23 protein-coding genes and 3 tRNA genes are annotated in these 25,497 nt (G+C 27.9%); 14 read left to right on the plus strand and 12 right to left on the minus strand.

Annotated elements, in window-relative coordinates; genetic code table 11:
• The first annotated feature begins 5 nt into the window (after positions 1-5).
• The 8 genes from C4R78_RS01430 to C4R78_RS01465 all read left to right on the plus strand — a co-directional run bounded on the left by C4R78_RS01430 (position 6) and on the right by C4R78_RS01465 (position 8,338).
• On the plus strand, positions 6-671 hold the full coding sequence (locus tag C4R78_RS01430; protein ID WP_207654258.1) for an ATPase: 666 nt from the start codon (positions 6-8) through the stop codon (positions 669-671).
• 254 nt (positions 672-925) lie between these two features.
• On the plus strand, positions 926-2,449 hold the full coding sequence (gene rny, locus C4R78_RS01435; RefSeq protein ID WP_423236628.1) for a ribonuclease Y: 1,524 nt from the start codon (positions 926-928) through the stop codon (positions 2,447-2,449).
• A 103-nt stretch (positions 2,450-2,552) separates the two neighbouring features.
• The gene (locus C4R78_RS01440; protein WP_103895315.1) at positions 2,553-2,813 is read left to right on the plus strand and encodes a stage V sporulation protein S; all 261 of its coding nucleotides are present in this window, start codon (positions 2,553-2,555) and stop codon (positions 2,811-2,813) included.
• A gap of 179 nt (positions 2,814-2,992) precedes the next feature.
• Positions 2,993-3,367 (plus strand): PadR family transcriptional regulator, encoded by a 375-nt coding sequence (locus C4R78_RS01445; protein WP_103895316.1) that lies wholly within the window; start codon positions 2,993-2,995, stop codon positions 3,365-3,367.
• Between the two features lie 14 nt (positions 3,368-3,381).
• Positions 3,382-4,569: a pyridoxal phosphate-dependent aminotransferase gene (locus tag C4R78_RS01450; RefSeq protein ID WP_103895317.1), complete on the plus strand. Its 1,188-nt coding sequence runs from the start codon at positions 3,382-3,384 to the stop codon at positions 4,567-4,569.
• A 97-nt stretch (positions 4,570-4,666) separates the two neighbouring features.
• A complete protein-coding gene (gene purB / locus C4R78_RS01455) occupies positions 4,667-6,097 on the plus strand; it encodes an adenylosuccinate lyase (protein ID WP_103895318.1) in 1,431 nt (476 codons plus the stop codon).
• Between the two features lie 298 nt (positions 6,098-6,395).
• Positions 6,396-7,187 carry a pyrroline-5-carboxylate reductase gene (proC, locus tag C4R78_RS01460; RefSeq protein ID WP_103895319.1) on the plus strand — a complete coding sequence of 264 codons (792 nt, stop codon included), beginning with the start codon at positions 6,396-6,398 and terminating at the stop codon, positions 7,185-7,187.
• 179 nt (positions 7,188-7,366) lie between these two features.
• On the plus strand, positions 7,367-8,338 hold the full coding sequence (locus C4R78_RS01465) for a tyrosine recombinase XerC (RefSeq protein ID WP_103895320.1): 972 nt from the start codon (positions 7,367-7,369) through the stop codon (positions 8,336-8,338).
• 10 nt (positions 8,339-8,348) lie between these two features.
• On the opposite strand, the gene C4R78_RS01470 is transcribed toward C4R78_RS01465, so the two are convergent.
• Positions 8,349-8,663 carry a hypothetical protein gene (locus C4R78_RS01470; protein ID WP_103895321.1) on the minus strand — a complete coding sequence of 105 codons (315 nt, stop codon included), beginning with the start codon at positions 8,661-8,663 and terminating at the stop codon, positions 8,349-8,351.
• Between the two features lie 163 nt (positions 8,664-8,826).
• Here C4R78_RS01470 and lexA point away from each other — a divergent pair, with 163 nt between their 5' ends.
• On the plus strand, positions 8,827-9,429 hold the full coding sequence (gene lexA / locus C4R78_RS01475) for a transcriptional repressor LexA (RefSeq protein WP_103895322.1): 603 nt from the start codon (positions 8,827-8,829) through the stop codon (positions 9,427-9,429).
• Between the two features lie 44 nt (positions 9,430-9,473).
• On the opposite strand, the gene C4R78_RS01480 is transcribed toward lexA, so the two are convergent.
• The 7 genes from C4R78_RS01480 to miaB form a co-directional block, all read right to left on the minus strand.
• Positions 9,474-9,959: a hypothetical protein gene (locus C4R78_RS01480; RefSeq protein WP_103895323.1), complete on the minus strand. Its 486-nt coding sequence runs from the start codon at positions 9,957-9,959 to the stop codon at positions 9,474-9,476.
• A gap of 126 nt (positions 9,960-10,085) precedes the next feature.
• Entirely contained in the window at positions 10,086-11,369 is a 1,284-nt protein-coding gene (locus C4R78_RS01485) for a methionine gamma-lyase family protein (RefSeq protein WP_103895324.1), read from the minus strand.
• Positions 11,370-11,432: 63 nt separating this feature from the next.
• Positions 11,433-11,696 carry an RNA chaperone Hfq gene (hfq, locus tag C4R78_RS01490; protein ID WP_103895325.1) on the minus strand — a complete coding sequence of 88 codons (264 nt, stop codon included), beginning with the start codon at positions 11,694-11,696 and terminating at the stop codon, positions 11,433-11,435.
• 40 nt (positions 11,697-11,736) lie between these two features.
• Positions 11,737-12,681, minus strand: coding sequence for a tRNA (adenosine(37)-N6)-dimethylallyltransferase MiaA (gene miaA / locus C4R78_RS01495; RefSeq protein ID WP_103895326.1), 945 nt, complete (start codon positions 12,679-12,681; stop codon positions 11,737-11,739).
• 9 nt (positions 12,682-12,690) lie between these two features.
• On the minus strand, positions 12,691-14,511 hold the full coding sequence (mutL, locus tag C4R78_RS01500) for a DNA mismatch repair endonuclease MutL (RefSeq protein ID WP_103895327.1): 1,821 nt from the start codon (positions 14,509-14,511) through the stop codon (positions 12,691-12,693).
• 5 nt (positions 14,512-14,516) lie between these two features.
• Positions 14,517-17,075, minus strand: a complete 2,559-nt coding sequence (gene mutS, locus C4R78_RS01505; RefSeq protein ID WP_103895372.1) for a DNA mismatch repair protein MutS — start codon at positions 17,073-17,075, stop codon at positions 14,517-14,519.
• Between the two features lie 79 nt (positions 17,076-17,154).
• The gene (gene miaB / locus C4R78_RS01510) at positions 17,155-18,498 is read right to left on the minus strand and encodes a tRNA (N6-isopentenyl adenosine(37)-C2)-methylthiotransferase MiaB (RefSeq protein WP_103895328.1); all 1,344 of its coding nucleotides are present in this window, start codon (positions 18,496-18,498) and stop codon (positions 17,155-17,157) included.
• Between the two features lie 247 nt (positions 18,499-18,745).
• On the opposite strand from miaB, the gene C4R78_RS01515 reads away from it, so the two are divergent.
• Entirely contained in the window at positions 18,746-19,930 is a 1,185-nt protein-coding gene (locus C4R78_RS01515) for an aminotransferase-like domain-containing protein (protein ID WP_103895329.1), read from the plus strand.
• Between the two features lie 30 nt (positions 19,931-19,960).
• Positions 19,961-21,163, plus strand: coding sequence for a pyridoxal phosphate-dependent aminotransferase (locus tag C4R78_RS01520; RefSeq protein ID WP_103895330.1), 1,203 nt, complete (start codon positions 19,961-19,963; stop codon positions 21,161-21,163).
• A 13-nt stretch (positions 21,164-21,176) separates the two neighbouring features.
• On the opposite strand, the gene C4R78_RS01525 is transcribed toward C4R78_RS01520, so the two are convergent.
• From C4R78_RS01525 to C4R78_RS01535, 3 genes are all read right to left on the minus strand, one after another.
• Positions 21,177-22,025 carry a GNAT family N-acetyltransferase gene (locus tag C4R78_RS01525; protein WP_103895331.1) on the minus strand — a complete coding sequence of 283 codons (849 nt, stop codon included), beginning with the start codon at positions 22,023-22,025 and terminating at the stop codon, positions 21,177-21,179.
• Positions 22,022-22,537 carry a helix-turn-helix domain-containing protein gene (locus C4R78_RS01530; protein WP_103895332.1) on the minus strand — a complete coding sequence of 172 codons (516 nt, stop codon included), beginning with the start codon at positions 22,535-22,537 and terminating at the stop codon, positions 22,022-22,024. Before C4R78_RS01530 ends, C4R78_RS01525 begins: the two co-directional genes overlap by 4 nt.
• 91 nt (positions 22,538-22,628) lie before the next feature.
• Positions 22,629-24,023, minus strand: a complete 1,395-nt coding sequence (locus C4R78_RS01535) for an MBL fold metallo-hydrolase (protein WP_103895333.1) — start codon at positions 24,021-24,023, stop codon at positions 22,629-22,631.
• Between the two features lie 104 nt (positions 24,024-24,127).
• Here C4R78_RS01535 and C4R78_RS01540 point away from each other — a divergent pair.
• From C4R78_RS01540 to C4R78_RS01550, 3 genes are all read left to right on the plus strand, one after another.
• Positions 24,128-24,202, plus strand: a tRNA-Glu gene (locus tag C4R78_RS01540).
• A 3-nt stretch (positions 24,203-24,205) separates the two neighbouring features.
• Positions 24,206-24,282, plus strand: a tRNA-Ile gene (locus C4R78_RS01545).
• Between the two features lie 10 nt (positions 24,283-24,292).
• Positions 24,293-24,368: transfer RNA gene (locus C4R78_RS01550), tRNA-Phe, on the plus strand.
• Positions 24,369-24,384: 16 nt separating this feature from the next.
• Here the strand turns inward: C4R78_RS01550 and C4R78_RS01555 are convergent.
• A complete protein-coding gene (locus C4R78_RS01555) occupies positions 24,385-25,458 on the minus strand; it encodes a CotS family spore coat protein (RefSeq protein WP_103895334.1) in 1,074 nt (357 codons plus the stop codon).
• Between the last annotated feature and the right edge of the window lie 39 nt (positions 25,459-25,497).

Here is a 25,497-nt window from a genome sequence, read left to right on the forward strand (position 1 = left end):
TATTAATGTATGATGAAATTTTAAAAGAGTTAGAGCATCAATTAAATTTAGAATTCAAAGAATATTACATTAAGAAAGGCATAATGGAAAATTTAAAAAATGATTTAAAAACAGAAGAAGAAGAATTAGAGAAACTAGAATTTGAATTAGACAAACTAAAAAAAGTAAAAATTCTTTTACAAAAAACTTCACAGTTTGCTAGGGAACAATCTAAGAAACAACTTGAATACCTTATAACTCAATGTTTACAATATATATTTGATTCAAAAATAAAATTTTATATAGAGTTAAAAGAAAAGGGTGATAAAATAGATGCTGAATTTTATGTAATATCAGAACAAAATGGGAAGAAAATAATTACAAAACCTTGCGAAGCAAGAGGGGGAGGAGTAGTAGATATAATTTCTCTAGCTATTAGAATAGCAATGATGGAAATACATACCCCTAAAATAGAAGGACCATTAATATTAGATGAACCTGCTAAACATGTTAGTGATGATTATATAGTTAATGTAGCTGATTTTTTAAAAAATGTTTCCATGATGTTTAATAGGCAAATAATAATTGTAACTCATAATTCTCATATATTAGAAAGTGGAGATATTGTATATAGAGTAGTATTAAACGATGGTATTAGTCATGTAGAAAAAATTAAAGGATATATTTATTAATTTTTTAATATTTATTAATTTTTTAATCTTACTATATAGAATTTTTTTTGTTATTGTAGTAAAATCAATATAAAAGTGCTTTTTATTGCATAAACTTGTTCTATTATGATATAATTACATTTGGTAGGTATTTCCTAAATAAGTCATGAAGAAGTTAGCACGTAATAACTCTTCAAAAAAGAATAATACTTTAATCAACTATAAATTTACAAAAATATAACAAGGGAGGTGTAATTATTCAAACCATAGTTACAATAATATTAATACCAACAGTTGGAGTAATATCTTTTCTAGCTGGTTATATAGTCAGAAAAAACATCGCCGAAAGCAAAATAAAAAGTGCAGAGGAAGAAGCCAAAAGGATAATTTCAGAAGCAGAAAAAGAAGCAGAATCAAAGAAAAAAGAGGCAGTTATTGAAGCTCGTGAAGAAGTACACAAACTTAGAAGCGAATTTGAACGTGAATTGAGAGAAAGAAGAAACGAACTTCAACGAATGGAAAGAAGATTATTATTAAGAGAAGAAACTTTAGATAAAAAAGTTGAAGCTCTTGAAATTCGAGAAGAAAACTTAAATAAAAAACAACAAGAAATAGAACAACTACAAAATGAAATTGAAGAATTATATAAAAAACAACGAGAAGAATTGGAAAAAATTGCAGGACTCACTTCAGAAGAAGCTAAACAAATAATATTGAAAAATGTCGAACAAGAAGTAAAACATGAAGCAGCTATGTTAATAAAAGAAATAGAAACAAAAGCAAAAGAAGAAGCAGATAAAAGGGCAAGAGAAATAATCTCTTGTGCTATACAAAGATGTGCAGCTGATCATGCTGCAGAAATAACTGTATCAGTTGTAAATCTCCCTAATGATGAAATGAAGGGTAGAATAATAGGAAGAGAAGGTAGAAATATTAGAACATTAGAAACTCTAACAGGTATCGACCTTATAATAGACGATACTCCTGAAGCCGTTATACTTTCAGGATTTGATCCAATTAGACGTGAAATTGCAAGACTTGCCCTAGAAAAATTAATTGCAGATGGAAGAATACATCCTGCAAGAATTGAAGAAATGGTTGAAAAAGCTAAAAGAGAAATTGAAAATGAAATTAGAGAACAAGGAGAGCATGCCGCTTTTGAAACAGGGGTTCATGGGCTTCATAGTGAATTAATAAGACTTATAGGTAGATTAAAATATAGAACAAGTTATGGTCAAAATGTTTTAAAACATTCCATGGAAGTTGCTTATTTAGCAGGACTTATGGCTGCTGAACTTGGAGCTGATGTTAATTTAGCTAAACGTGCTGGACTTCTTCATGACATTGGTAAAGCAGTTGATCATGAAGCAGAAGGACCTCATGCGTTATTAGGAAGTGAACTAGCCAAGAAATATAACGAATCACCTATTGTTGTTAATGCTATTGCTGCACATCATGGCGATGTTGAACCTATGTCAATTGAAGCTATATTAGTTCAAGCTGCAGATGCAATTTCTGCAGCAAGACCAGGTGCAAGAAGAGAAACACTTGAAGCATACATTAAAAGATTAGAAAAATTAGAAGAGATAGCTGATTCATTTGAAGGTGTTGAAAAATCATATGCTATACAAGCTGGACGTGAAGTTAGAATTATAGTTAAACCTGAGCAGGTTAGCGATGATGATATAGTTCACATGGCAAGAGAAATTGTAAAGAAAATAGAAAACGAATTAGAATATCCGGGACAAATAAAAGTAAATGTTATCCGTGAAGTAAGAGCGATTGAATACGCAAAATAAACCCCAAAATTTTTGGGGTTTTTTTATTTTTTAGAAGGAATTTCTATATTTGCGTAGAATTAATATAATTAGATAAAATAATAGCTTTCAAGGAGGTATTATAATGGAAGTATTAAAGGTTTCAGCAAAATCAAATCCAAATTCAGTTGCAGGTGCTCTAGCTGGTGTTATCAGAGAAAAAGGTTCTGCAGAAATTCAAGCAATTGGTGCAGGAGCAATTAATCAGGCAGTTAAAGCTATTGCTATAGCCAGAGGCTTTGTTGCTCCAAGCGGAATTGACTTAGTTTGTATTCCTGCTTTTACTGATATTATAATTGAAGGTGAAGAAAGAACAGCAATTAAATTTATTGTTCAACCAAGATAATTTTACATTAATACAAAAGGGCTGCATTGCAGTCCTTTTGTTTATGTACTTTTGTTTACATAATATATATTATGTTTAATTTGAATGTGAAAGATTTCTTTCAAAAATATGTAGACATTTGCAAAATTAAATGCTATATTTAAAATAAATAAAAAATTATTCTTTCATGAGGTGACTTTATGAAAGATGGTAGTATTAGAAATAGACAATTAATTAGTAAAGTAAATATTACATCATTAGTTAAGTTATTCATTTTACACTTCCTTATTGAAAAAGAGCATTATGGTAATGAATTAATTGAACGAATAGAAAAATGTTTAAATTACAGTTGGAAACCTAGTCCTGGATTAATGTATCCTCTTCTTAGAAACATGGAAGAAAATTTACTAATAGAAGGTTGGTGGGAAGAACCTGATAAAAAAACAAAAAGAATTTATAGAATAACTGATAATGGTATAAAACATTATGAAAAAATTAAAACAATTTATAAACCTATGTTAGATGAATCTTTAGAAATAATTAAAAATACATTGAATGAAATTTATAAAAAATAAGGGGGAAATATTAAATGGAATTATCAAAAAAAGCAAAAGAAATAAGTTCATCGGTAACTCTAGAAATAACAGCAAAGGCTAAAAAAATGAAAGAAGAAGGTATTGATGTTATAAGTTTTGGTGCAGGTGAACCAGATTTTAATACACCAATAAACATTCAAAATGCTGCAATCGAAGCTATAAAAAAAGGATTAACCCGATATACTGCTGCTTCAGGTATTCTTGAATTAAAACAAGCAATTTGTAACAAATTAAAAGAAGAAAATGGTTTACATTACGATCCATCTCAAATAGTAATCTCAAATGGTGCAAAACATTCCATTTATAATGCATTGCAAGCTATATGTAATCCCGGAGACGAAGTCATTGTTCCAATTCCATTTTGGGTTAGCTACCCTGAGCTTGTAAAATTAGTTGATGCAAAACCAGTATATGTAAAAACATCAGAAGAAAATGATTTTAAATATACTAAAGAAGCTCTTGAATCTGCTATTTCAAATAAAACAAAAGCCATTATATTAAATAGCCCTAATAATCCTACAGGAACAGTCTATGATATAAAAGAACTTGAATATATTGCTGAATTAGCTATTAAGTATGATTTACTTATCATATCTGATGAAATATACGAAAAATTAGTATATGATAATAAAAAACATGTTAGTATAGCTTCTTTAGGAAATGAAATCAAAGAACGAACTATAGTAATTAACGGAGTTTCTAAGGCATACTCTATGACAGGTTGGCGTATTGGATATACTGCATCAAATAAAGAAATTGCAAAGTTGATGTCCAACCTACAAAGCCATCAAACTTCCAATCCTAACACAATTGCTCAATATGCTAGTATAGAAGCAATAAAAGGCTCACAAGATGCTGTTGAAGAAATGAAAAAAGAATTTGAAAAGAGAAGAAACTACATGGTAGATAAAATCAATTCTATAGAAGGTTTATCTTGTAGAAAACCAGCTGGTGCTTTTTACGTAATGGTAAATATAAGTAAAGTAAAAGGAAAAAATATAAAAGGTTATGTTATAAATAATTCCATAGACTTTTGTAATGCTTTATTAGAATATGCTAAAGTAGCTGCTATACCTGGTAAAGGATTTGGAGATGATGATTTTATTCGTTTATCTTACGCTACATCAATGGAAAATATAGTTGAAGGATTAAATAGAATAGAAAACTTTTTAAAACAATAAAGAATAGGGGATTTCCCCTATTCTGTATGTTTTTTGTTGCATGTTAAAACGACATAATTTATAATTTAGTTATCAAAAACATAAAGGAGTTGATTAAATGTATAACGAATACCAAAGTCCTTTAGTTACGCGTTATGCTTCAAAAGAAATGTCATATCTTTTTTCTGATGAGTTTAAATTTACAACTTGGCGTAAATTATGGGTAGCTTTAGCTGAAGCTGAAAAAGAATTAGGGTTAAATATTACAGATGAACAAATAAAAGAATTAAAAGATCATATATATGATATTAATTATGAGATAGCTATTGAACAAGAGAAAAAAACAAGGCATGATGTTATGTCACATATTTATGCTTATGGAATACAATGTCCAAAAGCTAAACCAATTATACATTTAGGAGCTACAAGTTGCTATGTAGTTGATAATACAGATGTAATAATTATGAAGGAAGCTTTAAAAATCGTAAGAAAAAAAATCTTAAAAGTTATAAAAAATTTAAGTAAGTTTGCAGATAAATATAAAGATCTTCCAACTTTAGCATATACACATTTGCAACCTGCTCAATTAACTACTGTTGGTAAAAGAGCTTGTCTTTGGATTCAAGATCTTATTATCGATTTAGAAAACTTAGATAATTGTATAAATTCTTTAAAACTTCTAGGTGTTAAAGGAACAACCGGAACACAAGCAAGTTTTTTAAAACTTTTTGATGGAGATCATGAAAAAGTAAAAAAACTTGATGAGTTAGTTTGCGAAAAATTAGGATTCAAGGATAAATATTTTAAAATTACAGGACAAACATATCCTCGCAAACAAGATGCAATAGTTTTAAGTTGTCTTTCATACATTGCTCAAAGTGCATATAAATTTAGCAATGATATAAGAATCCTTCAAAGTTTCAAAGAAATTGAAGAACCTTTTGAAACTACTCAAATAGGCTCATCTGCTATGCCATATAAAAGAAATCCTATGAGAAGTGAAAGAATATCTGCATTATCACGTTATGTTATCGTAAATGTATTAAATCCTTTAATAACCGCATCTACTCAATGGTTTGAACGTACTTTAGATGATTCTGCTAATAAAAGAATTGTAATTTCAGAATCATTTTTAGCTGTAGATGCTATACTAAATTTGTATATAAATATCTCAGAAAATTTAGTTGTATATAAAAAAGTTATAGAAAAAAGAGTAAAAGAAGAACTTCCTTTTATGGCAACAGAAAATATATTAATGGAAGCAGTAAAAAAAGGTGGAGATAGACAAGAATTACATGAAAAAATAAGAGTTCATTCAATGGAAGCTGCAAAAATGATCAAGGAATATGGATGTGCTAATGATTTAATTATTAGAATTGCTAATGATGAAGCTTTTAATCTTAGCAAAGAAGAAATACTTTCTACTTTAAATCCTCAAAATTATATTGGAAGATGTAAAGAACAAGTTGAGGAATTTTTAAAAGAAATAGTTGAGCCAGTATTAAATATAAATCCTATCGAAGAAATTAAAGTAGAAATAAATGTTTAGTACTTGCTGCTTTTTAAAAAGCAGCAAGTTATTTATATTATTTTGTTATTTTTTTAACATACATTTATTTAAAGACAAAATTAGTCGAAAATTAATATTACAGATTTCCTGTTTTATTAACAAATTTTAGTAATTTGTAACTTGACATTTATTTTCAAATGATATGTCGAAAATAATTATTTAATAAGAAAATTAATTCTTAGAAAATTTCATTCTTATACACATTTTTATTCACTTGTGTTAATAAACACTTTAACCTAAAATAATAAGTAGAATAAAAATAAGGAGGGGTTATAAAGTGTTAGGTTTTATAGGATGCGGTAATATGGGAAGCGCAATAATAAAAGGCATTATAGATTCCGGTATTGATCCTAAAAACATGTATGCCTATGATCATCATAAAGAAAAAATATTAAATACAAATTCAAAAATAAACATTTGTAGCAATAATATTGAAGTTGTAAACAAAAGTAAATACATATTCCTTGCAATAAAACCTCATTTGTATAATGAAGTATTACAAGCTATAAAAGATCACTTAACATATGACAAAATTATAATCATCATGGCTGCTGGCTATACAATTAAACAAGCAGAAGAAATCATAGGCAATAAAAAAATTGTAAGAATAATGCCCAATACTCCAGCTTTAATAAAACAAGGTTTTATAACTATATCTTATAATAATAAATTATCAATAGAAGAAAAAAACATTATTATCAATTTACTAAAAAACATTGGCACAGTCAAAGAAATTAATGAAGACCTTATGAATGCATATTCTTCTATAACAGGCAGCGGCCCTGCATTTGTATATTTATTTATTGAAGCTATGGCAGATGCAGCACTATTACTTGGTATACCAAAAAAAGAAGCTTATGAAGCAATTTCCACAATGATTATAGGCAGTGCTAAATTGCTTTTAGAAACCTCAAAACATCCTGCAGAATTAAGGGATATGGTAACATCTCCATCTGGAACAACAATTGAAGGTATAAGAACCTTAGAAGAAAAAGCTTTTAGAAGTTCTATTATTGAATGTGTAGTCAATACATATAAAAAAAATCTAGATATAAAAAATATAAGGTGATATTTATGAAATTTTTGAGGTATTTGCTTATGTTGATAGTATCTCTTATTTATATCGTCTTTTGTCTTATTCTTTTGATGAACTTAAATAAAAGAAAAAAATAATTTGAAAATAACTAAAAACATTTCGCTAAATTGATATTTAGTAGAATTTATTATTTTGAAAATGGGGGAGTGCTAATGGATAAAAACAACTTGGAAATTTTATTTGACGAAAGTTTACCTTATATATTAAATGATTTTTTAGGATATCTTTATACTGTAAAAGGTAAATCTTTAAATACTATTTCTGGTTACAAAGTTGATCTTAGATTATTTTTAAAATACATAAAAAAAATAAAACATAACCTAAAAAACGAGGTTGAAGATGTAGATATTTCTGACATAAATGAAGACATAATAAAAAGCATTACTTTAAATGATATATATTCTTTTATAAATTATGTATCTATAAAAAGAAAAAACAGCAACTATGCCAGAGCTCGTAAAATTGCTGCTATTAGATCTTTTTTTAATTATTTAGAAACTAAAGCAAAAATAATAAAAGAAAATCCTGCTAGAGAATTAGAATCACCAAAAATAAACAAACGACATCCTGTTTATCTCACCCTAGAACAAAGCAAAAAATTGCTTGAATCTATAAAAGGCCGAAACAAAGAAAGAGATTATGCAATTATTACCCTATTTTTAAACTGTGGTCTTCGTTTATCTGAACTAGTAAACATTGATATAAGCAAAATAAAAGGAGATACGCTTACCGTAATAGGCAAAGGAAATAAAGAACGAACAGTTTACCTGAATAAAGCTTGTATAAAAGCTATTAATGCATATCTAGCAGTAAGACCTAAAGATGGAGTTATCGACAAAGATGCGCTATTTCTAAGTGAAAGAAAAAAACGAATTGATAAAAGAACAGTTGAAAAATTAGTGAAAAAATACGTTATAAATGCAGGTTTACTAGATAATAAGTATACTCCTCATAAATTAAGACATACCGCAGCAACATTAATGTATAAATATGGAAAGGTTGATATACGTGCTCTTCAACATATATTAGGACATGAAAGTGTATCAACAACCCAAATATATACCCACATCGACGATGAAATCTTAAGAGACGCTATAAAATCAAATCCACTATCGGAAGAATAACCCAAAAGGGTTATTCTTCTCTCTCTTTAAAAAACTCCTCTAATTCTTTATAATATTTCTCTCTTAATTCTGGAATATCCTCAATATAAACAACATTTTCTTCTTTATCATTTTGCTCTACTTCTAATACTTCATCATCAAAAATATAGTCATCAAGTTCTGATTCATCAAAAAGAATACCATCAATTCTAACTTCTTTATAATCTGAAGATATCTCTAAACATTTTCCGCAGCTATTACATATTTTGTTTTTTTCAATATCACAAATATTACAATCACTACAATTATCACATATTTTATTTTGGTTAAAAATACAATATTGCATATGATTAACACTCCTTTTTATATTTAATAATTATCATGAATTTTATTATATCATTTGAATTATATCGACTCAAGACAAATAACTTATAATATCGAACATAAGTTTGTGATTTTAGTTTAAATGTGATATAATAAAATTAGAAAATTTTTAAGGGGTGTAGAAAATGTCATCCAACAAAGATAAACAGCAAGAGATACTGGAATTTATTAAAAAAGAAATCATTTCAAAAGGCTATCCTCCATCTGTAAGAGAAATTTGCAAAGCTGTTGGTTTAAAGTCTACATCAACTGTTCATAATTATCTAGAAAAACTAGAAAAAAACGGACTAATAAAACGTAACCCAAATAAACCTAGAGCAATAGAAATTATAAATAATGCTTATAAAAAGGATTTAATTAGTATTCCTATTGTAGGTAAAGTAGCTGCAGGACAACCTATATTTGCAGTTGAAAATATAGAAGATGTTTTACCTATTCCTATAGATTTTATTAAGCTAAATAACGATGCTTTTATATTAAAAGTAAAAGGAGATAGTATGATAGAAAAAGGAATATACGATGGTGATTTTCTAATAGTTGAAAAACAACCAACTGCTCAAAATGGGGATATCGTTGTAGCTCTTGTTGATGATAATGCAACTGTTAAAACTTTTTATAAAGAAAATGAACATATAAGGTTACAACCTGAAAACTCAAATATGAAACCTATTATAGTAAAGGAATGTAAAATATTAGGCAAAGTAAGAGGTTTAATAAGAAAATATTAAAAACTATTAGCCCCTCTTTTTATTACAAATAAAGAAGGGGCTAATTATTTTTCTGCAATTATATTAGATTCTACTACGACATACTTAAAGTCTTCTGGCATTGTATCTTCAATTAATTTTGATTCTTCTTTAGTTCTTGAATAAGCTTTTATGCACAATACTTTCTTAAAATTCTTATATCCTACATAAGTCATAACAGGTATATTAGATTCTTTAAGAAAATCTGCATATTCTTTTCCTTTTTCAAAATTGCTTGCTGTTATATCAAATACATAAACTTTTTCTTTTGAGTATTTATCTATAACAATACTAGGTATATATGTTCCCATAAAAGTTGCTAAACATAATACAAGCAAAATTAAATAATCATTATTAGCTGTTATGCTTTTTACTATAAATACAAATATTAACTGTGATAATGCATTAACTATACCAGCTAATGTATACTTACCTTTAATCATAAATACATTTTTTGCTGTAGAAAATGCTACATCTAGCAGTTTGTAAACAAACACAAGCATTACTTCCACGCTTACCACCTCCCTTAGTTTAATAATGGTTCATCCAAAAAAATAAATTATATTTACTTTGCTTTAAAAATTCTACATGCTATTTTTAAAAAATCTTTTAAAAAATTAAAAAGATGGGTAAAATTTTTACCCATCTAATATATTTGATAATCCTTTTAAAATCCCTACTTTAGCATGTTCAAAAGTTAACCCTCCTTGAACATAAGCAATATAAGGAGGTCGTATAGGAGCATCAGCGCTTAACTCTATAGATGAACCTTGGATAAAAGCACCTGCAGCCATAATAACCTGATCAGTATATCCTGGCATATCCCAAGGTTCACAATCTACAAAAGAATCTACTGGTGAACCTTTTTGGATTCCTTTTATAAATTTTATTAATTTTTCTCTATCATTAAACTTTATAGCTTGTATAATATCGCTTCTTTTTTCATAATACTTAGGTGAAACTTCAAATCCTGCAATTTCTAAAAGTCTTGAAGTAAAAATAGCAGATTTTAATGCTTCAGCAGTAATATGAGGAGCTAAGAAAAGTCCTTGAAACATCTGTCTTATAACTCCAAAAGTTGAGCCACATTCACGTCCTATTCCTGGAGCTGTAAGTCTATATGCTGCATTTTCAACATAAACCTTTTTACCAGCAACATATCCTCCTGTAGGAGCAATACCTCCTCCAATATTTTTAATTAAAGATCCTGCAATTAAATCCGCACCAACATCCGTAGGTTCTTTAGTATCTATAAATTCACCATAACAATTATCTACAAAACAAATAATATCCTTATTAATCGATTTTACAACTTTTATAGCTTCTTCAATATCCTTAATTTGAAGAGATGGTCTCCAAGCGTATCCTGTTGAACGTTGTATAGCTACCATCTTTATAGTAGGATCGCTTTTTACTACTTTTTCTACTTCTTCAAGATTTATCTTCCCATCGCTTAATAAATCAACTTGTTTATAGTTAACCCCATATTCTATTAAAGACCCCATATTAGAACCTTCTATTCCAATTACCTGCAATAAAGTATCATATGGTTTTCCTGTTATTGACAATAAAGTATCATTAGGTTTTAAATTTCCAAATAAAGCAATTGTAATGGCGTGCGTTCCTGATACTATATGAGGCCTTACCAATGCATCTTCACAATTAAAAACTTTAGCATAAACTCTATCTAAAGTATCTCTACCTATATCACCATATCCATAACCCGTTGAAAATGTAAAATGAGCTTCAGATAACTTTTCATCTTGCATTGCTTTTAAAACTTTTATTTGATTATATTCTTTAACTTCATCTATTTCTTTAAAATACTTTTCTATATCTTGCAAAGCTTTTTCAGCAAGTTCAATAACTTTAGGACTAAAATTATATTTTTCAATTAATAGTTTTTTTGTTGCTTCTAACATTTTATACCTCCTAAAAAACATTTCTTATATTTCAATAAAAAAACTCGCTTAAAGCGAGTTTTTTTATTGATTGCTTTCTTTATTTTCTTCTTTATTAGCATTATTGTTAACATAAAGAACAGGTTTTGAAGGAACTATTGTAGAAATTGCGTGTTTATAAACTAACATTTGTTTTCCTTCTGATTCTAATATAACTGTAAAACTATCAAATCCTTTAACATTACCCTTTAATTGAACTCCTGAAACCAAGTAAATAGTCACTGGAATTTTATTTTTTCTAGCTCCATTTAAGAAAATATCTTGTAAATTATTTGCATTTTTTGCCATATCATCATCCTCCAAACATAATATATTTATTAATTTTATTCTATATTTTTTTAAATTTTCCTTCTATGTATTTAATAATATCATCAACAACTTCATCAATGTTATTATATTCATCCAAATTAAACCAGCGTATCCTATCCTCCCTTCTAAACCATGTTAATTGTCTTTTGGCATACCTTCTAGTATTTTGTTTTATTATATCTTTAACTTCATCTAAAGTCAAATATCCATCAAGATAATCAAATACTTCTTTATAACCTATTCCTTGCATAGAAATCATATCCCTTGTATAACCCATTTCCTTTAATCTCTTAACTTCTTCAATAAGTCCCTGCTCAAACATTTTATCTACTCTTTTATTAATTCTTTCATATAATTTTTCCCTATCCATTATAAGTCCTATATATGCTATATTATAATCAATCTCTTTCTTTTTAGATTCTTTTTGAAATTCAGATATAGGTTTTCCTGTATTTTTATAAACTTCTAAAGCTCTTATTATTCTCTTTAAATCATTAACATGAAGCCTTTCATAAGATTCAGGATCCACTTCTTTTAGCATTTCGTGAACATATTTATTACCTTTTTCCTCTGCTAACTTTTGAAGATACTTTCTATATTCTTCATCTTTAGCAGTTTCAGTAAAATCTAATGGATAAGTTAATGAATTTATATAAAGTCCTGTGCCTCCAACCACTATAGGTACCTTACCTCTGTCTATAATGTCATCTATACATTTTACAGCCATTTCTCTATATAAAGCAACACTAAATTCTTGCTTAGGATCAATAATATCAATCATATGATGAGGTATACCTTGCATTTCTTCCTTAGTAGGTTTTGCAGAACCTATGTCCATATATTTGTATATTTGCATAGAATCAGCAGATACTACTTCACCATTTATTCTTTTAGCAACTTCAATCCCTATTGCAGTTTTACCAGACGCTGTAGGTCCAGCTATTATTACAATATTTTTCTTCATATAATCACCCTATAAAACTCTCCTAAATTTTTTCTCAAGTTCCTCATAAGCCATTTTTATTATAGTTGGCCTACCATGAGGGCAAGAAAAAGGATTTTTACACTTTCTTAAATCCTCAATAAGCTTATTCATTTCAGAATAAGTTAACTTATCCCCAGATTTAACCGCACTTTTGCACGCCATGGTATATATTATTTTATCTATTGAATTATAAAAATTATTTGAATTCATAGTTACTTGATTTAAAACCTCATAAAATAACTCTATATAATTAGGATTACCATAAATTACTGGAACAGATCTAATAGATATTGAACTTCCCCCGAAATCTTCAATAACATAACCTATTTTACCAAAATTTTTTATATTTTCAAGCACCAATTGCTTTTCAACATTGCTAAGCTCAATTATTTTAGGATTCAATAAAGCCTGACTTTGAATAGATGTATTATTATATTCATCCATATATTTCTCGTATAATATTCTCTCATGAGCTGCATGCTGATCTATAATATATAATTCTTTTTCACCCTCAGCAATTATATAAGTTAAATGAATTTGTGCTACTGGAATTAATTTGGGCAACAATAAATTATTACTATTATCTATTATTTCCATAGTTTTAATATTTTTTTCTTTATTTTCAAAGTACTCATAAAAATTATTAGCAAAATATCTATTTTGAGTATCTTCCTTGATTTGAAATCGTTCTTTATTGTAATTATTATTTTCACACAAAGTTTCATAATTAAACTCAATCTTTTTTTGAATGCAGTCGTTATATTTATTATCTTCTTTATTTATAAAAACATTAGGAGTAAAAGTTATTTGAGGTATAGTATTAATAGTTTGAAAAGCATTTTGAATAGCTTTATATACAATTTTATAAACTTGTTGTTCATTTTGAAATTTTACTTCCGCTTTTGTAGGATGAACATTTACATCTATTATTTGAGGATCAATTTCTAACTTTATTACATAAAAAGGAAATTTATCTCCTGTAGAATATGATTTATATACATTTTCAATAGCAGAATTTATTATTTTATTTTTAACATACCTACCATTTACAAATAAAAATTCAAAATTTCTATTACTTTTTCCTAATGCATTGTTACCAATGTATCCTCTAACTTTTATACAATCCTCCTCATATAAAACCTCTAATAAATTATCCTTTACTTGCTTACCAAAGAGTGAAATGATAACATTCAAAAGAATTCCATCGCCTTTTGTTGCTAAAACTAATTTTCCATTATTTTTATATTTAAAAGATATATTTTCATTGGATAAGGCTAAATTCTGTACCGTCTCTGTAACATACATAGCTTCCCTAGATGGAGTTTTTAAAAATTTTAATCTAACAGGAGTATTAAAAAAAAGTTCCCTTACAACAATAGTAGTACCATTAGGCGATCCACATTCTGTTTTCTCAATTATTTCTCCACCTTCTACTAAAATTCTAGTTCCAATGATGTCCTTATTTGTTTTTGTTATCATTTCAACTTTGGAAACAGCAGCTATACTTGCAAGAGCTTCCCCCCTAAACCCTAATGTTTTTATATTATATAAATCATTTTCATTTTGTATTTTTGAAGTAGTATGCCTTAAAAAAGCAATTTCAACATCATCCTTTTCGATTCCACTACCATCATCACTAACTTTTATATAAGTTATTCCACCATTTTCAATCTCAATGTTAATATTAGTAGAATTAGCATCAATAGAATTTTCAACTAATTCCTTTACAACTGATGCAGGTCTTTCAATAACTTCACCAGCTGCAATTTTACTTATTACATCATCATCTAAAATACGTATCTTTGACATACTAATCACCCTAATTTTTTAGCCTTATTAACTAAATTATATAAAATATTCATTGCTTCAAGCGGAGTTATATTTAAAACATCTACATTTTTTAGCTCTTCTATTATTTCATTTTCTTTGTAATTAAACAAGTTTATTTCTACAGACGTAGAAGCTATCTCTTTTACAACGGTATTATTTTTAGATTTATTTATATCATTTTCCTCAAGTTTTGCTAAAATTTCTTTTGCCTTCTTAATAACTTCTTCTGGAAGTCCTGCAAGTTTTGCTACTTGAATACCATAACTTTGATCTGCTCCACCTCTTACTATCTTTCTTAAAAAAATAATATCTTCCCCATGCTCTTTTACGGAAATGCAGTAATTTTTAACTCCTCTTATTTTTCCTTCAAGTTCAGTTAATTCATGATAGTGTGTAGCAAAAAGAGTTTTTGCACCGATTCTATTGTTGATATACTCTATAACTGACCATGCAATACTTAAACCATCATATGTGCTAGTTCCTCTACCTACTTCATCAAGAATTATTAAACTATTCTTAGTAGCATTTTTTAATATATTTGAAACCTCTGTCATCTCAACCATAAAGGTACTTTGACCTAAAGATAAATCATCTGAAGCTCCTATTCTTGTAAAAATCCTATCTACTATAGAAATTCTTGCACTTTTGGCAGGAACAAAACAACCAACTTGAGCTAATAAAGTAATCAAAGCAACTTGTCTTAAATAAGTAGATTTACCAGCCATATTAGGGCCCGTAATTATAATTATCATATTATCTTTTAAGTCCAAAAGTGTATCATTAGGCACAAAAACTCCCGATATCATTTTTTCAACAACCGGATGCCTTCCATCCTTTATTTCTATAGCACCATCATTAGTTATCTGCGGCTTTACATAATTATTTTCAAAAGATACCTTGGCAAATGATAACAATACATCAATAATTGCAAGATATTGAGCTACTTTTTTAATTCTCGAAACTTGAGAATAAATTTTATTTCTTATTTCAACAAACAGATCATATTCAATTTCAACTATTTTAGCTTCTGCTCCAAGAATAGTTTCTTCTATTTCTTTAAGCTCAGGAGTTATAAACCTTTCAGTATTGGCAAGAGTTTGTTTTCTTATATATCTATCTTTAGGAACTAAATTAAGATTAGCTTTAGTAACTTCTATATAATATCCAAAAACTTTATTATAACCTATCTTTAATGACTTAATACCTGTTATTTCTCTTTCTTTTTGTTCTAATTCTAAAATCCATTTCTTCCCATTAAGCATAGCATCTCTCAATTTATCTACTTCAGCATTATATCCTTTTTTAATTATTCCTCCTTCTTTTAAAGTTGTTGGAGGATTTTCATCTATTGCAGAATCAATAAGTTTATATATATCTTCTAATGTATCAAAGTCACTATAAATATCTTTAAGTAACTGACTTTTACAATTGGAAATAGCAACTTTAATACTTGGCAGCATTGCAATTGATTGTTTTAAGGCATTCAAATCTCTTGCATTTGCATTTTCGCAGCTTATCTTTCCTAGTATTCTTTCAATATCATATATATTTTTTAAAAATTCTCTAAGATCAGATGAAACATATATATTATCTATAAATTCTTCAACTACATCTAATCTTTTGTTAATTTCTTCAATACTCATTAAAGGTTCTTCAACCCATTTTCTTAATAAACGTCCTCCCATAGCAGTCAAAGTTTTGTCTAGAACGTCTATCAATGTTCCCTTCTTACTTCGTGTTCTTATAGTTTCTGTCAGCTCTAAGTTCTTTCGAGTAAAAGAATCCAAAATCATATAATCACTAACATTATACCTTTTAATAAATGCTATATGTCCTAAACTACTTTTTTGAGTTTCTGTTAAATAATCTAAAAGCCTTGCTGCCGAAATTTTTTCATTATCTGTTAAACAATCATATTTATATTTTTCCAAAATATCATAATCAGTACTAAAATCAACTAAGTTAATTAAACAATTAAACCTGTTTTTTATAACGTCAATTTGTTCCTGTAATTCATTTGTTACTTGATAATTAATAAGTAACAATTCTGAAGGAACATATTTTGATAATTCATCTAATAATTTATTTTTTTCATTTTTAAAAGAAGTAACAAAAAAGTCACCAGTAGACACGTCGCAGATAGATATTGAAATAGTATCATGATTATTAAAAACACATACTATATAATTATTAACTTTCTCATTGAGCATGCTGCTTTCTATAACTGTTCCTGGAGTTATTATTCTTGTTATTTCTCTTTTTACCAATCCTTTGGCCTGCCTAGGATCTTCAACTTGTTCACATATTGCTACTTTATACCCTTTCTCTATAAGTCTAGCAATATACGACTCCGCTGAGTGATAAGGAACACCACACATAGGAGCTCGTTTATTTAATCCACAATCTCGACCTGTCAAAGCTATCTCTAATTCTTTTGATGCAATTTCAGCATCTTCAAAAAACATTTCATAAAAATCTCCTAATCTAAAAAACAATATACAATCTTTATATTTTTCTTTTATTTCAAGATACTGTTGCATCATCGGTGTAAGTGCCAATTCTAATTCCTCCTCAAATCAAAATAAGACCGCTGGAAGAATTAACTTACAGCGGTTTTAAAATCTATCTTATAACTTCTACCAATTCTCCTAAAAGTATATACATTTGAGCTTGAGTAATCTTAACATTTACTAATTTTCCTTTTAAAGACAAATCTCCTCCTGTAAAATGAACTAATTTACCTGTTCTTGTTCTTCCAGTTAATTTATTTTCATTCGTTTTACTAATACCCTCAACTAAAACTTCCACAATTTTATCTTGATATCTTTTGCTTCTTTTTTCACCTACTTGATTTACTACCTCAATCAATCTATTAAATCTCTCATGCTTAACATCTTCAGGAACCTGATCAGGATCTTCTGCAGCAGGAGTTCCTGGCCTTTTAGAATAAATAAAAGTAAATGCTGAATCATATTCAACTTTTCTTACAACATCTAATGTTTCTTGAAAATCTTCCTCTGTTTCACCTGGAAAACCTACTATAATGTCTGTTGTTATAGATACATCATCTATTTTGTGCTTAATTTTCTCAACAAGTTGCAAATACTGTTCTTTTGTGTATTTTCTATTCATCTTTTGTAATATTCTAGTGCTGCCCGATTGGATAGGAAGGTGAATATGTTCGCATACCTTTTCACACTCTTTAATGGCATCAATAACATCATCGGTTAAATCTTTAGGATGTGAAGTTGTAAAACGTATTCTTTCAATTCCTTCGATTTCATTAACCATACGTAATAGTTTTGCAAAGTTCATATTTTCTAAATCTTTTCCGTATGAATTAACATTTTGACCTAAAAGAGTTATTTCTTTATATCCTTGACTTGCCAATTGCTTAATTTCTTCAATTATAGCTTCAGGCTTTCTACTTCTTTCTCTTCCACGTGTATATGGAACTATACAATAAGAACAGAAATTATTACAACCATGCATGATAGTAACAAAAGCTTTAATATCACTTTCACGGCGTATAGGTAACCCTTCAACTATTTCTCCTTCTTTATCCCAAACTTCTAAGATTGTAGAATTGCTTTGCAATGCATTGTTAAGAAGTTCTGGAAATCTGTGGAGATTAAAAGTTCCGAATACTATATCAACATATGGGAATTTTTCTTTGACAAGCTGTGCTACTCCTTTTTGCTGCATCATACATCCGCCAACTGCAATAATGAGGCTGGGCTTTTTACTTTTTAGGGCTTTTAATTGACCTAAATTCCCATATGTTTTAGTTTCTGGATTTTCTCTAACTGCACATGTATTTATTACTATAACATCTGCTTTTTCCTTATCTGCAGTTTTTACATATCCCATATTTTCAAGCATGCCTGCTAATTTTTCAGAATCCTCTTCATTCATTTGACAACCCATTGTAATAATGTGATAGTATCTTTCTTTATTTAAACTCATAGTGATTCCTCCTTAAATATTAAGTTACGATTGTAATTATACTATTACAGTAACTTATAGGCAACAAGTTTTTTAGTTTACATAATATATTATATGTAAATATAACTTTCGCACTTTTTTGCAAAAACTTTCAGAATATTCTTATTGTTATATTAAAATTAATTTGCTATAATTAAATATATCAGAATGTTTTAATATATTTTTATTTTCTCAATTTTTCTTAATTGTATTACTGGAGGTGCTTTAAGTGAAATTTAAATTAGCCGAAAGAATGGAGCACCTAAAAACATCAGAAATTAGGGAGTTATTAAAGTTAACTGAACAACCAGACTTAATCTCTTTTGCTGGTGGTCTTCCTGCTCCAGAATTATTTCCTATTGAAGAAATAAAGCTTATATCATTAAAAGTTTTGTCAAATGAAGGAACAAATGCTCTTCAATATGGTCCAACAGAAGGTTATACTCCTTTACGAAAATTAATAGCAGAACAAAGAATGAAAGCTGTAGGAGTAAATACAACCTTTGAAAACATTTTAATTACTAGTGGGTCGCAACAGGGATTAGATTTCACTGGGAAAATTTTTCTAAATAAAGATGATGTTGTAATCTGTGAAAGTCCAAGCTATCTTGGAGCAATAAATGCTTTTAAAGCATACATGCCTAAATTCGTTGAAATACCAATGGATGACAATGGCATGATAATAGATGAATTAGAAAAAGCCCTTAAAAAATTCCCTAATGCAAAATTTATTTATACTATCCCAGATTTTCAAAATCCTACAGGAAAAACTTTAAGTTATGAAAGAAGAATAAAAATGTTAGAACTCGCTGAAAAATACAATATACCTATTATTGAGGATAGTCCTTACAGCGAATTAAGGTTTGAAGGAGAGACTATTCCTTCCATAAAAAGCTTAGATAAGAAAGGCCTTGTAATATATCTTGGAACTTTTTCAAAAACTTTTTGCCCTGGATTAAGATTAGGATGGATTTGTGCTGAACCTGAAATTTTAAGTAAATACATTATTGTAAAACAAAGCGCAGATTTACAAACAAGTTCTATATCCCAAAGAGAAGCTGCAGCATTTATGCAAACTTACAATCTCAACGAACATATAGATAAGATTAGAGCTATATATAAAAGACGTAGAGATTTAATGATTGAAATGATAAAACAAGAATTTCCAAACAATGTAAAATATACTCTACCTCAAGGGGGGTTATTTATTTGGGTTACTCTTCCTGAAAACGTTGATGCCACAGAACTTTTAAAAATTGCCATTGAAAATAAAGTGGCTTTTGTGCCTGGAAATTCATTCTTCCCTAATGGTGGACATACTAATCATTTTAGATTAAATTTTTCAAATATGACTGAAAATAAGATAATTGAAGGTATTAAAAGATTGGGCAAAATTTTAAAAGAAAATATTTAAAAATTAAAATAAAATCATAGGAGGGTTACTATGCCAAACTTATCTGAAAGAATAAAAAATATGCAAGCATCTCCAATTAGAAAATTAGCTCCACTTGCTGAAAAAGCTAAAAAAGAAGGAAAAAAAGTTTATCATTTAAACATTGGACAACCAGATATAGAAACACCGCAAATTTTTTATGACACAATTAAAAGCTTTAATAATCCTGTTTTAGCATATACAGGTTCTCAAGGTATCCCAGAACTTATAAATAGTTACATTAGATATTATAAGGAATGGAATATTGACTTTGAAGAAGATGAAATAATAGTAACAAATGGAGGAAGCGAAGCAATATTGTTTGCTCTTATGGCTGTTTGCGACTATGGTGATAATATAGTTATTCCAGAACCATTCTATACAAACTATAATGGTTTTTCACAAATAGCAGGAGTTAATGTTTCACCTTTCTTAACTAAAGCTGAAGATGGTTTCCACTTGCCAAAAAAAGAAGAAATCGTTAAAGCTATAAACGACAAAACAAAAGCTATACTTATATCCAATCCTGGTAATCCGACTGGTGTAGTTTATACAAAAGACGAAATAAGATTAATAGCTGATATAGCAAAGGAATACGATTTATATATAATTGCAGATGAAGTTTACAGAGAATTTGTCTATGACAATCTTGAATATACTAGCTTTATGCATATGAAAGATATTTTAGATAGAGTTATATTAGTAGATAGTATTTCGAAAAGATATAGTGCATGTGGTGCAAGGATAGGTCTTATTGCAAGTAAAAATAAAGAATTAATGAAAAATGTTTTAAAATTAGCTCAATCAAGATTATGTTCTCCAACAATAGAACAAATTGGTGCAGCAAAGCTTATCGAAACACCAAAAGAATATCTTGAAAAAGTTAAAGAAGAATATCAAAGAAGAAGAGATGTTGTGTATGAGGCTTTAAGTAAAATAGAAGGTGTTATTTGTAAAAAACCAACAGGTGCTTTTTATGTAATTGCAAAGCTCCCAATTAAAGATGCAGAAGATTTTGTAAAGTGGTTACTTACAGATTATTCAGTAGATAATGAAACAATAATGTTAGCACCTGCTGATGGTTTTTATGCTACAGAAGGTTTAGGTAAGGATGAAGTAAGAATTTCTTATTGTATAAACATTGATGCTCTCAAAAAAGCAATGAATATATTTGAAAAAGGTTTAATCGAGTATAAAAAACAAAAGGGCTGTTAAATTGCAGCCCTTTTTATATAACTAAACTAGCTACGTTAAATACTTCAATAAAACCAATTTTTTTATATAAATTTATTGCTTTTTCATTGTTATTTTCAACTTTTAAATACAAATCTTTTACCCCAAATTCTTTGGCCTTTAATATCAATTGGTTTAAAAAATATTTAGCATATCCTTTTCCCCTAAATTCAGGAATAATTCCAAAATTAATTAAATAAAAACCTTCACTACTATTAATTATTTGTCCATATCCTATATATTCATCATTATATTTTAAAAAATAACATAGATCTTCAATAAATTCTTTTCTTTTTTCTTCTTGTAATATTTCCTTTAAAGTTAATTCTCTTCTATCAAGATTATTGCTAAATATTTTATTCTGTAATTCAACTCTAATTTTTTCTTCTTTGTTTATTTGCATTTTTTGAACGTATAAACCATTAAAGGAATCTGATGTATGCTTATAGTTACTTAAGTTTAAATACATCACTTTATAATTCCTTTTAATCTTTGCATAAGATATATTAAAATCTAAAATCCCTTTATAAAAAAAATCAAAACTATAACCTAATCCAAAATAATTATATAATAAAGATACAATATCTTGTAAGGTAACATTTTTATCGTCAAAAGGAATATACAATACTTGTTTTTTATAATCTAATTTTAAAAAAATCCCAATTAAACTATCAAAATAAAATATCTTATAACAATTTAAAGCTAATATGTTTAAAAGTATATTTCCATTATAATCACTATAAAATCTAAAATCCTTAGTTCTAGACTTTGTCATTAAATTTCTTATAGTACGATAATCTTTTAATTTAGCTAATTCAACCTTTAACATGTTTACTCCTTTCATAACTTTTTTCTAAACTTAAAAATTCTCGATAAAAAACCCTTTTTACTTTCACGTTCATATCTTAATTTTTCTTTTAATTCCATTATTTCATAACATTTTTGTTTTAATTCCATTTTTAGTTTCATGTTTTCTGAAATTAATATATCTCTTTCTTTAGAAAAAACATTTTGATTAAGCTGAACAAGTAGTTCATTTATTTCGTTTAATTTAGCTTCAAGAAGAGGTATAGGATTAATATTTGAAGAATTATTATAATCTGCTTCTATGGAAACTGCAACTTCATTTTTTATTTCTTCATCCGACAATATCTTTTTTATTTGCTGATTAGTGTAACCCTCATCTTGTAATTTTTTTATCATTAATAATTTATTCAGATCACTTTCTTTAAATATTCTTCTACCATTTACATCTCTTTCAATTTTTAAATCAAATTCTTTTTCATAATATCTAATTGCTGACGACCTATATCCTGTTTTTTCGCATACTTCTTTGAAAGTATAGTACTTTTCCATTCCAACATCACCCCATTAAAATATTTCTTCCTAACAACTAATAATCCTCTATTTTAATGGGGTTTTTTAAAACAAAAAATTCATCAACTATTTACAAAATATACTCTTCTAAATAATTTGGAATTATACATTTTGTCGATGTAAAGTTTTCTATTATATTTTTAAAATTTAAACTTGCATCAATTTCACCATGAGTGATAAATATTTGTTTTTTAACACCACCTTTTATATTTTTAAACCAGTTTATAAGACCTTGTAAGTCTGCATGACCAGATAAACCTGGCATATTAACTATTTTAGCATTTACTGCAATTTCTTCTCCAAAAATTTTTACTTTTTTTGAACCATCTAATATCCTTCTTCCTAAAGTTCCTTCTGCTTGATATCCTACAAAAACTATAGTTGAATCTTTTCTCCAAAGATTATATTTCAAATGATGCCTTATTCTACCTGCTTCACACATGCCGCTTGAAGATATAATAACGACACCATTTTTATTATTAAGTTCCATAGATTCTTCTTTTGTTTTAGTAAATTTAAGATTTTTAAAATTAAGGATATCTTTATCCATAGTTAGCATCCTTAATGCCTCTTCATCATAACATTCTATGTGTTTTTTGAAAACTTCTGTAGCTTCTTCAGCTAAAGGACTATCAAGGAAAATTTCAATATTTGATAGCTGTCTTCTTTTTTCAATGTCAATATATTTATTTAACATATACAAAATCTCTTGAGTTCTTCCAACAGCAAAAGAAGGAATTATTACATTTCCACCTTTATTTGTTGTATTTAAAATAATGCTACATAAATCCTGTGTTTCACTAGAAATTGAGTGAAATCTATTACCATAAGTAGATTCAATAATTAAATAGTCAGCATAATCTACATATTCATAATCTCTTATTATTGGTATATTAATATTACCAAGATCTCCTGAAAAAACCAACTTATTGATTTTCCCATTATCTTCTATATAAATTTCTACAATAGCAGATCCCAATAAATGACCTGCATCCTTAAAGTTAATATAAATCGTGTCATCAATTTTTTGTTTAAAGTTATATGGAATTGTAAACAAGTAATCATTTACCTTTTCAGCATCTTCAACAGTATATAACGGTTGAATAAGAGGAAGTCCTTTTCTTTGACGCTTTTTATTTTCATGTAAAGTATCCATTTCTTGTATATGAGCGCTATCAATAAGCATAATCTTTAAAAGATCAGCTGTTGCAATAGTGCAATAAATTGAACCTTTGAAACCTTCTCTTATTAATAAAGGTAACCTGCCACTATGATCAATGTGGGCATGACTTATAATAACAAAATCTATTTCTTTAGGATCAAAGGGAAATCTATCTTGATTTTTTTTTGAATCCTTACCTTGAAATAAACCACAATCAACTAAAAACTTTCTTTTACTAGTTTCTATTAAATAACACGAACCTGTTACTGATTTTGCAGCCCCACAAAACTTCACCTTTATCATAAATATCCCCCTAAAAATTTTTAAAAAATATATTGACATATAAAATTTATCATGATATATTAATATACGTCAGGTGGTTCTTAAAGAGATTGTAACTCAAAGATGGCCCCTTGGTCAAGTGGTTAAGACACCACCCTTTCACGGTGGTAACAGGGGTTCGAATCCCCTAGGGGTCACCATCAGGGCCTTTAGCTCAGTTGGCTAGAGCAACCGGCTCATAACCGGTCGGTCCGGGGTTCGAGTCCCTGAAGGCCCACCAAATTAAATATGGCCAGATAGCTCAGTTGGTAGAGCAGGGGACTGAAAATCCCCGTGTCGCTGGTTCGATTCCGGCTCTGGCCACCATGTAAAAGAGCAGCATTTAGCTGCTCTTTTCTTTTGCTAAAAATTCGTTAATAAACTTATTTGCAAACTCCTCTTTTTTTTCTTTATATCTAATTTCTTTTTCTAATTTCCTTAAATATTTTTCTTCACTCCATTCTTTATTCTTAAAATATCTTTTTTTACCTAATTTCCAGAATCTATGAGGAATTAATAAGTATCCTAAAATAATCTCATACTCATCATCTTCTATTTTTCTAATTTCATCGTATATTTTAAGCATTTCTTTAGCTATTTCATAATTCCAAGAGTATCTTTTCTTATTCATAATTCTCCTTATGAATTTAGCAAGATCATATGCTGGTAAATCATATACAATACTATCTAAATCGATGAGATATAATTCATTATTATCATCTAATAATAAATTTTGATAATAGAAACTATCATGACAAACATATTTTTCTTTTTTTGCTCTTTCACAAAGTTTCTTATATTTTTCTTTTTTAAAAATGTTAAGAATTTCTAAGCAAAGATTTAAATTGTCTTCTATTAGCTCCAAGTACTTTTCATCGAATTGTGTTTTTATTTTTTTATTTTCTATCAGCCTCTTAAATTCTCTTAAATCATCACAAATTTTTAATATCTTTTTTTCCCAGTTATTATTAAAATTATCTTTTAATTTAATCGATTTTACCTCAAATCCTTTGGCTTTTAGATGGAACTTTGCAAGTAACTCCACAGCTTTTCTTAGCACTGAAATATCTGAAAAATCACACTCCTTTCCATTAATCCAGCTTGTTAAGTAGTAATATTTTTTATCAGTTTTAACAACTTCCCTTCCATCAATAGTTTTAAAGTAGTCAGCTATATTATTGAAACCATTATCTTTTAGATACTTTGTAAAATAGAAACCTATAATAACTTTTTTGTTATTGTGTTTAAATTCTTTTAAACAGTAAATTTTATCTTTTGTATAAATTTTATATACGCTTCTGATTTTTTCAATGTCTTTGGGTTCTATGTTGTATTTTGATTTAAGTATGGATGTTAGTTTTTTGAGTTTTTCATTATTTATTTTTTTTAGTTTTGTTATTCTGTTTTTGTTTTTCATTTTTGCTCCTCAAATTATTTTTCTTTTAAAATTATATTT

It is taken from the genome of Caloramator fervidus, from assembly GCF_900108045.1.
Lineage (GTDB): Bacteria > Bacillota > Clostridia > Clostridiales > Caloramatoraceae > Caloramator > Caloramator fervidus.

What these genes read in the sequence shown, in the direction of transcription:
- C4R78_RS01530 (WP_103895332.1), bottom strand. Translation starts at nt 22,537, where the DNA reads ATGGAAAAGTACTATACTTTCAAAGAAGTATGCGAAAAAACAGGATAT.
- purB (WP_103895318.1), top strand. Translation starts at nt 4,667, where the DNA reads ATGTATAACGAATACCAAAGTCCTTTAGTTACGCGTTATGCTTCAAAA.
- C4R78_RS01450 (WP_103895317.1), top strand. Translation starts at nt 3,382, where the DNA reads ATGGAATTATCAAAAAAAGCAAAAGAAATAAGTTCATCGGTAACTCTA.
- C4R78_RS01465 (WP_103895320.1), top strand. Translation starts at nt 7,367, where the DNA reads ATGGATAAAAACAACTTGGAAATTTTATTTGACGAAAGTTTACCTTAT.
- C4R78_RS01535 (WP_103895333.1), bottom strand. Translation starts at nt 24,023, where the DNA reads ATGATAAAGGTGAAGTTTTGTGGGGCTGCAAAATCAGTAACAGGTTCG.
- C4R78_RS01445 (WP_103895316.1), top strand. Translation starts at nt 2,993, where the DNA reads ATGAAAGATGGTAGTATTAGAAATAGACAATTAATTAGTAAAGTAAAT.
- hfq (WP_103895325.1), bottom strand. Translation starts at nt 11,696, where the DNA reads ATGGCAAAAAATGCAAATAATTTACAAGATATTTTCTTAAATGGAGCT.
- C4R78_RS01440 (WP_103895315.1), top strand. Translation starts at nt 2,553, where the DNA reads ATGGAAGTATTAAAGGTTTCAGCAAAATCAAATCCAAATTCAGTTGCA.
- C4R78_RS01520 (WP_103895330.1), top strand. Translation starts at nt 19,961, where the DNA reads ATGCCAAACTTATCTGAAAGAATAAAAAATATGCAAGCATCTCCAATT.
- C4R78_RS01470 (WP_103895321.1), bottom strand. Translation starts at nt 8,663, where the DNA reads ATGCAATATTGTATTTTTAACCAAAATAAAATATGTGATAATTGTAGT.
- miaA (WP_103895326.1), bottom strand. Translation starts at nt 12,681, where the DNA reads ATGAAGAAAAATATTGTAATAATAGCTGGACCTACAGCGTCTGGTAAA.
- C4R78_RS01555 (WP_103895334.1), bottom strand. Translation starts at nt 25,458, where the DNA reads ATGAAAAACAAAAACAGAATAACAAAACTAAAAAAAATAAATAATGAA.
- mutL (WP_103895327.1), bottom strand. Translation starts at nt 14,511, where the DNA reads ATGTCAAAGATACGTATTTTAGATGATGATGTAATAAGTAAAATTGCA.
- lexA (WP_103895322.1), top strand. Translation starts at nt 8,827, where the DNA reads ATGTCATCCAACAAAGATAAACAGCAAGAGATACTGGAATTTATTAAA.
- C4R78_RS01485 (WP_103895324.1), bottom strand. Translation starts at nt 11,369, where the DNA reads ATGTTAGAAGCAACAAAAAAACTATTAATTGAAAAATATAATTTTAGT.
- mutS (WP_103895372.1), bottom strand. Translation starts at nt 17,075, where the DNA reads ATGATGCAACAGTATCTTGAAATAAAAGAAAAATATAAAGATTGTATA.
- miaB (WP_103895328.1), bottom strand. Translation starts at nt 18,498, where the DNA reads ATGAGTTTAAATAAAGAAAGATACTATCACATTATTACAATGGGTTGT.
- C4R78_RS01430 (WP_207654258.1), top strand. Translation starts at nt 6, where the DNA reads ATGTATGATGAAATTTTAAAAGAGTTAGAGCATCAATTAAATTTAGAA.
- C4R78_RS01525 (WP_103895331.1), bottom strand. Translation starts at nt 22,025, where the DNA reads ATGAAAGGAGTAAACATGTTAAAGGTTGAATTAGCTAAATTAAAAGAT.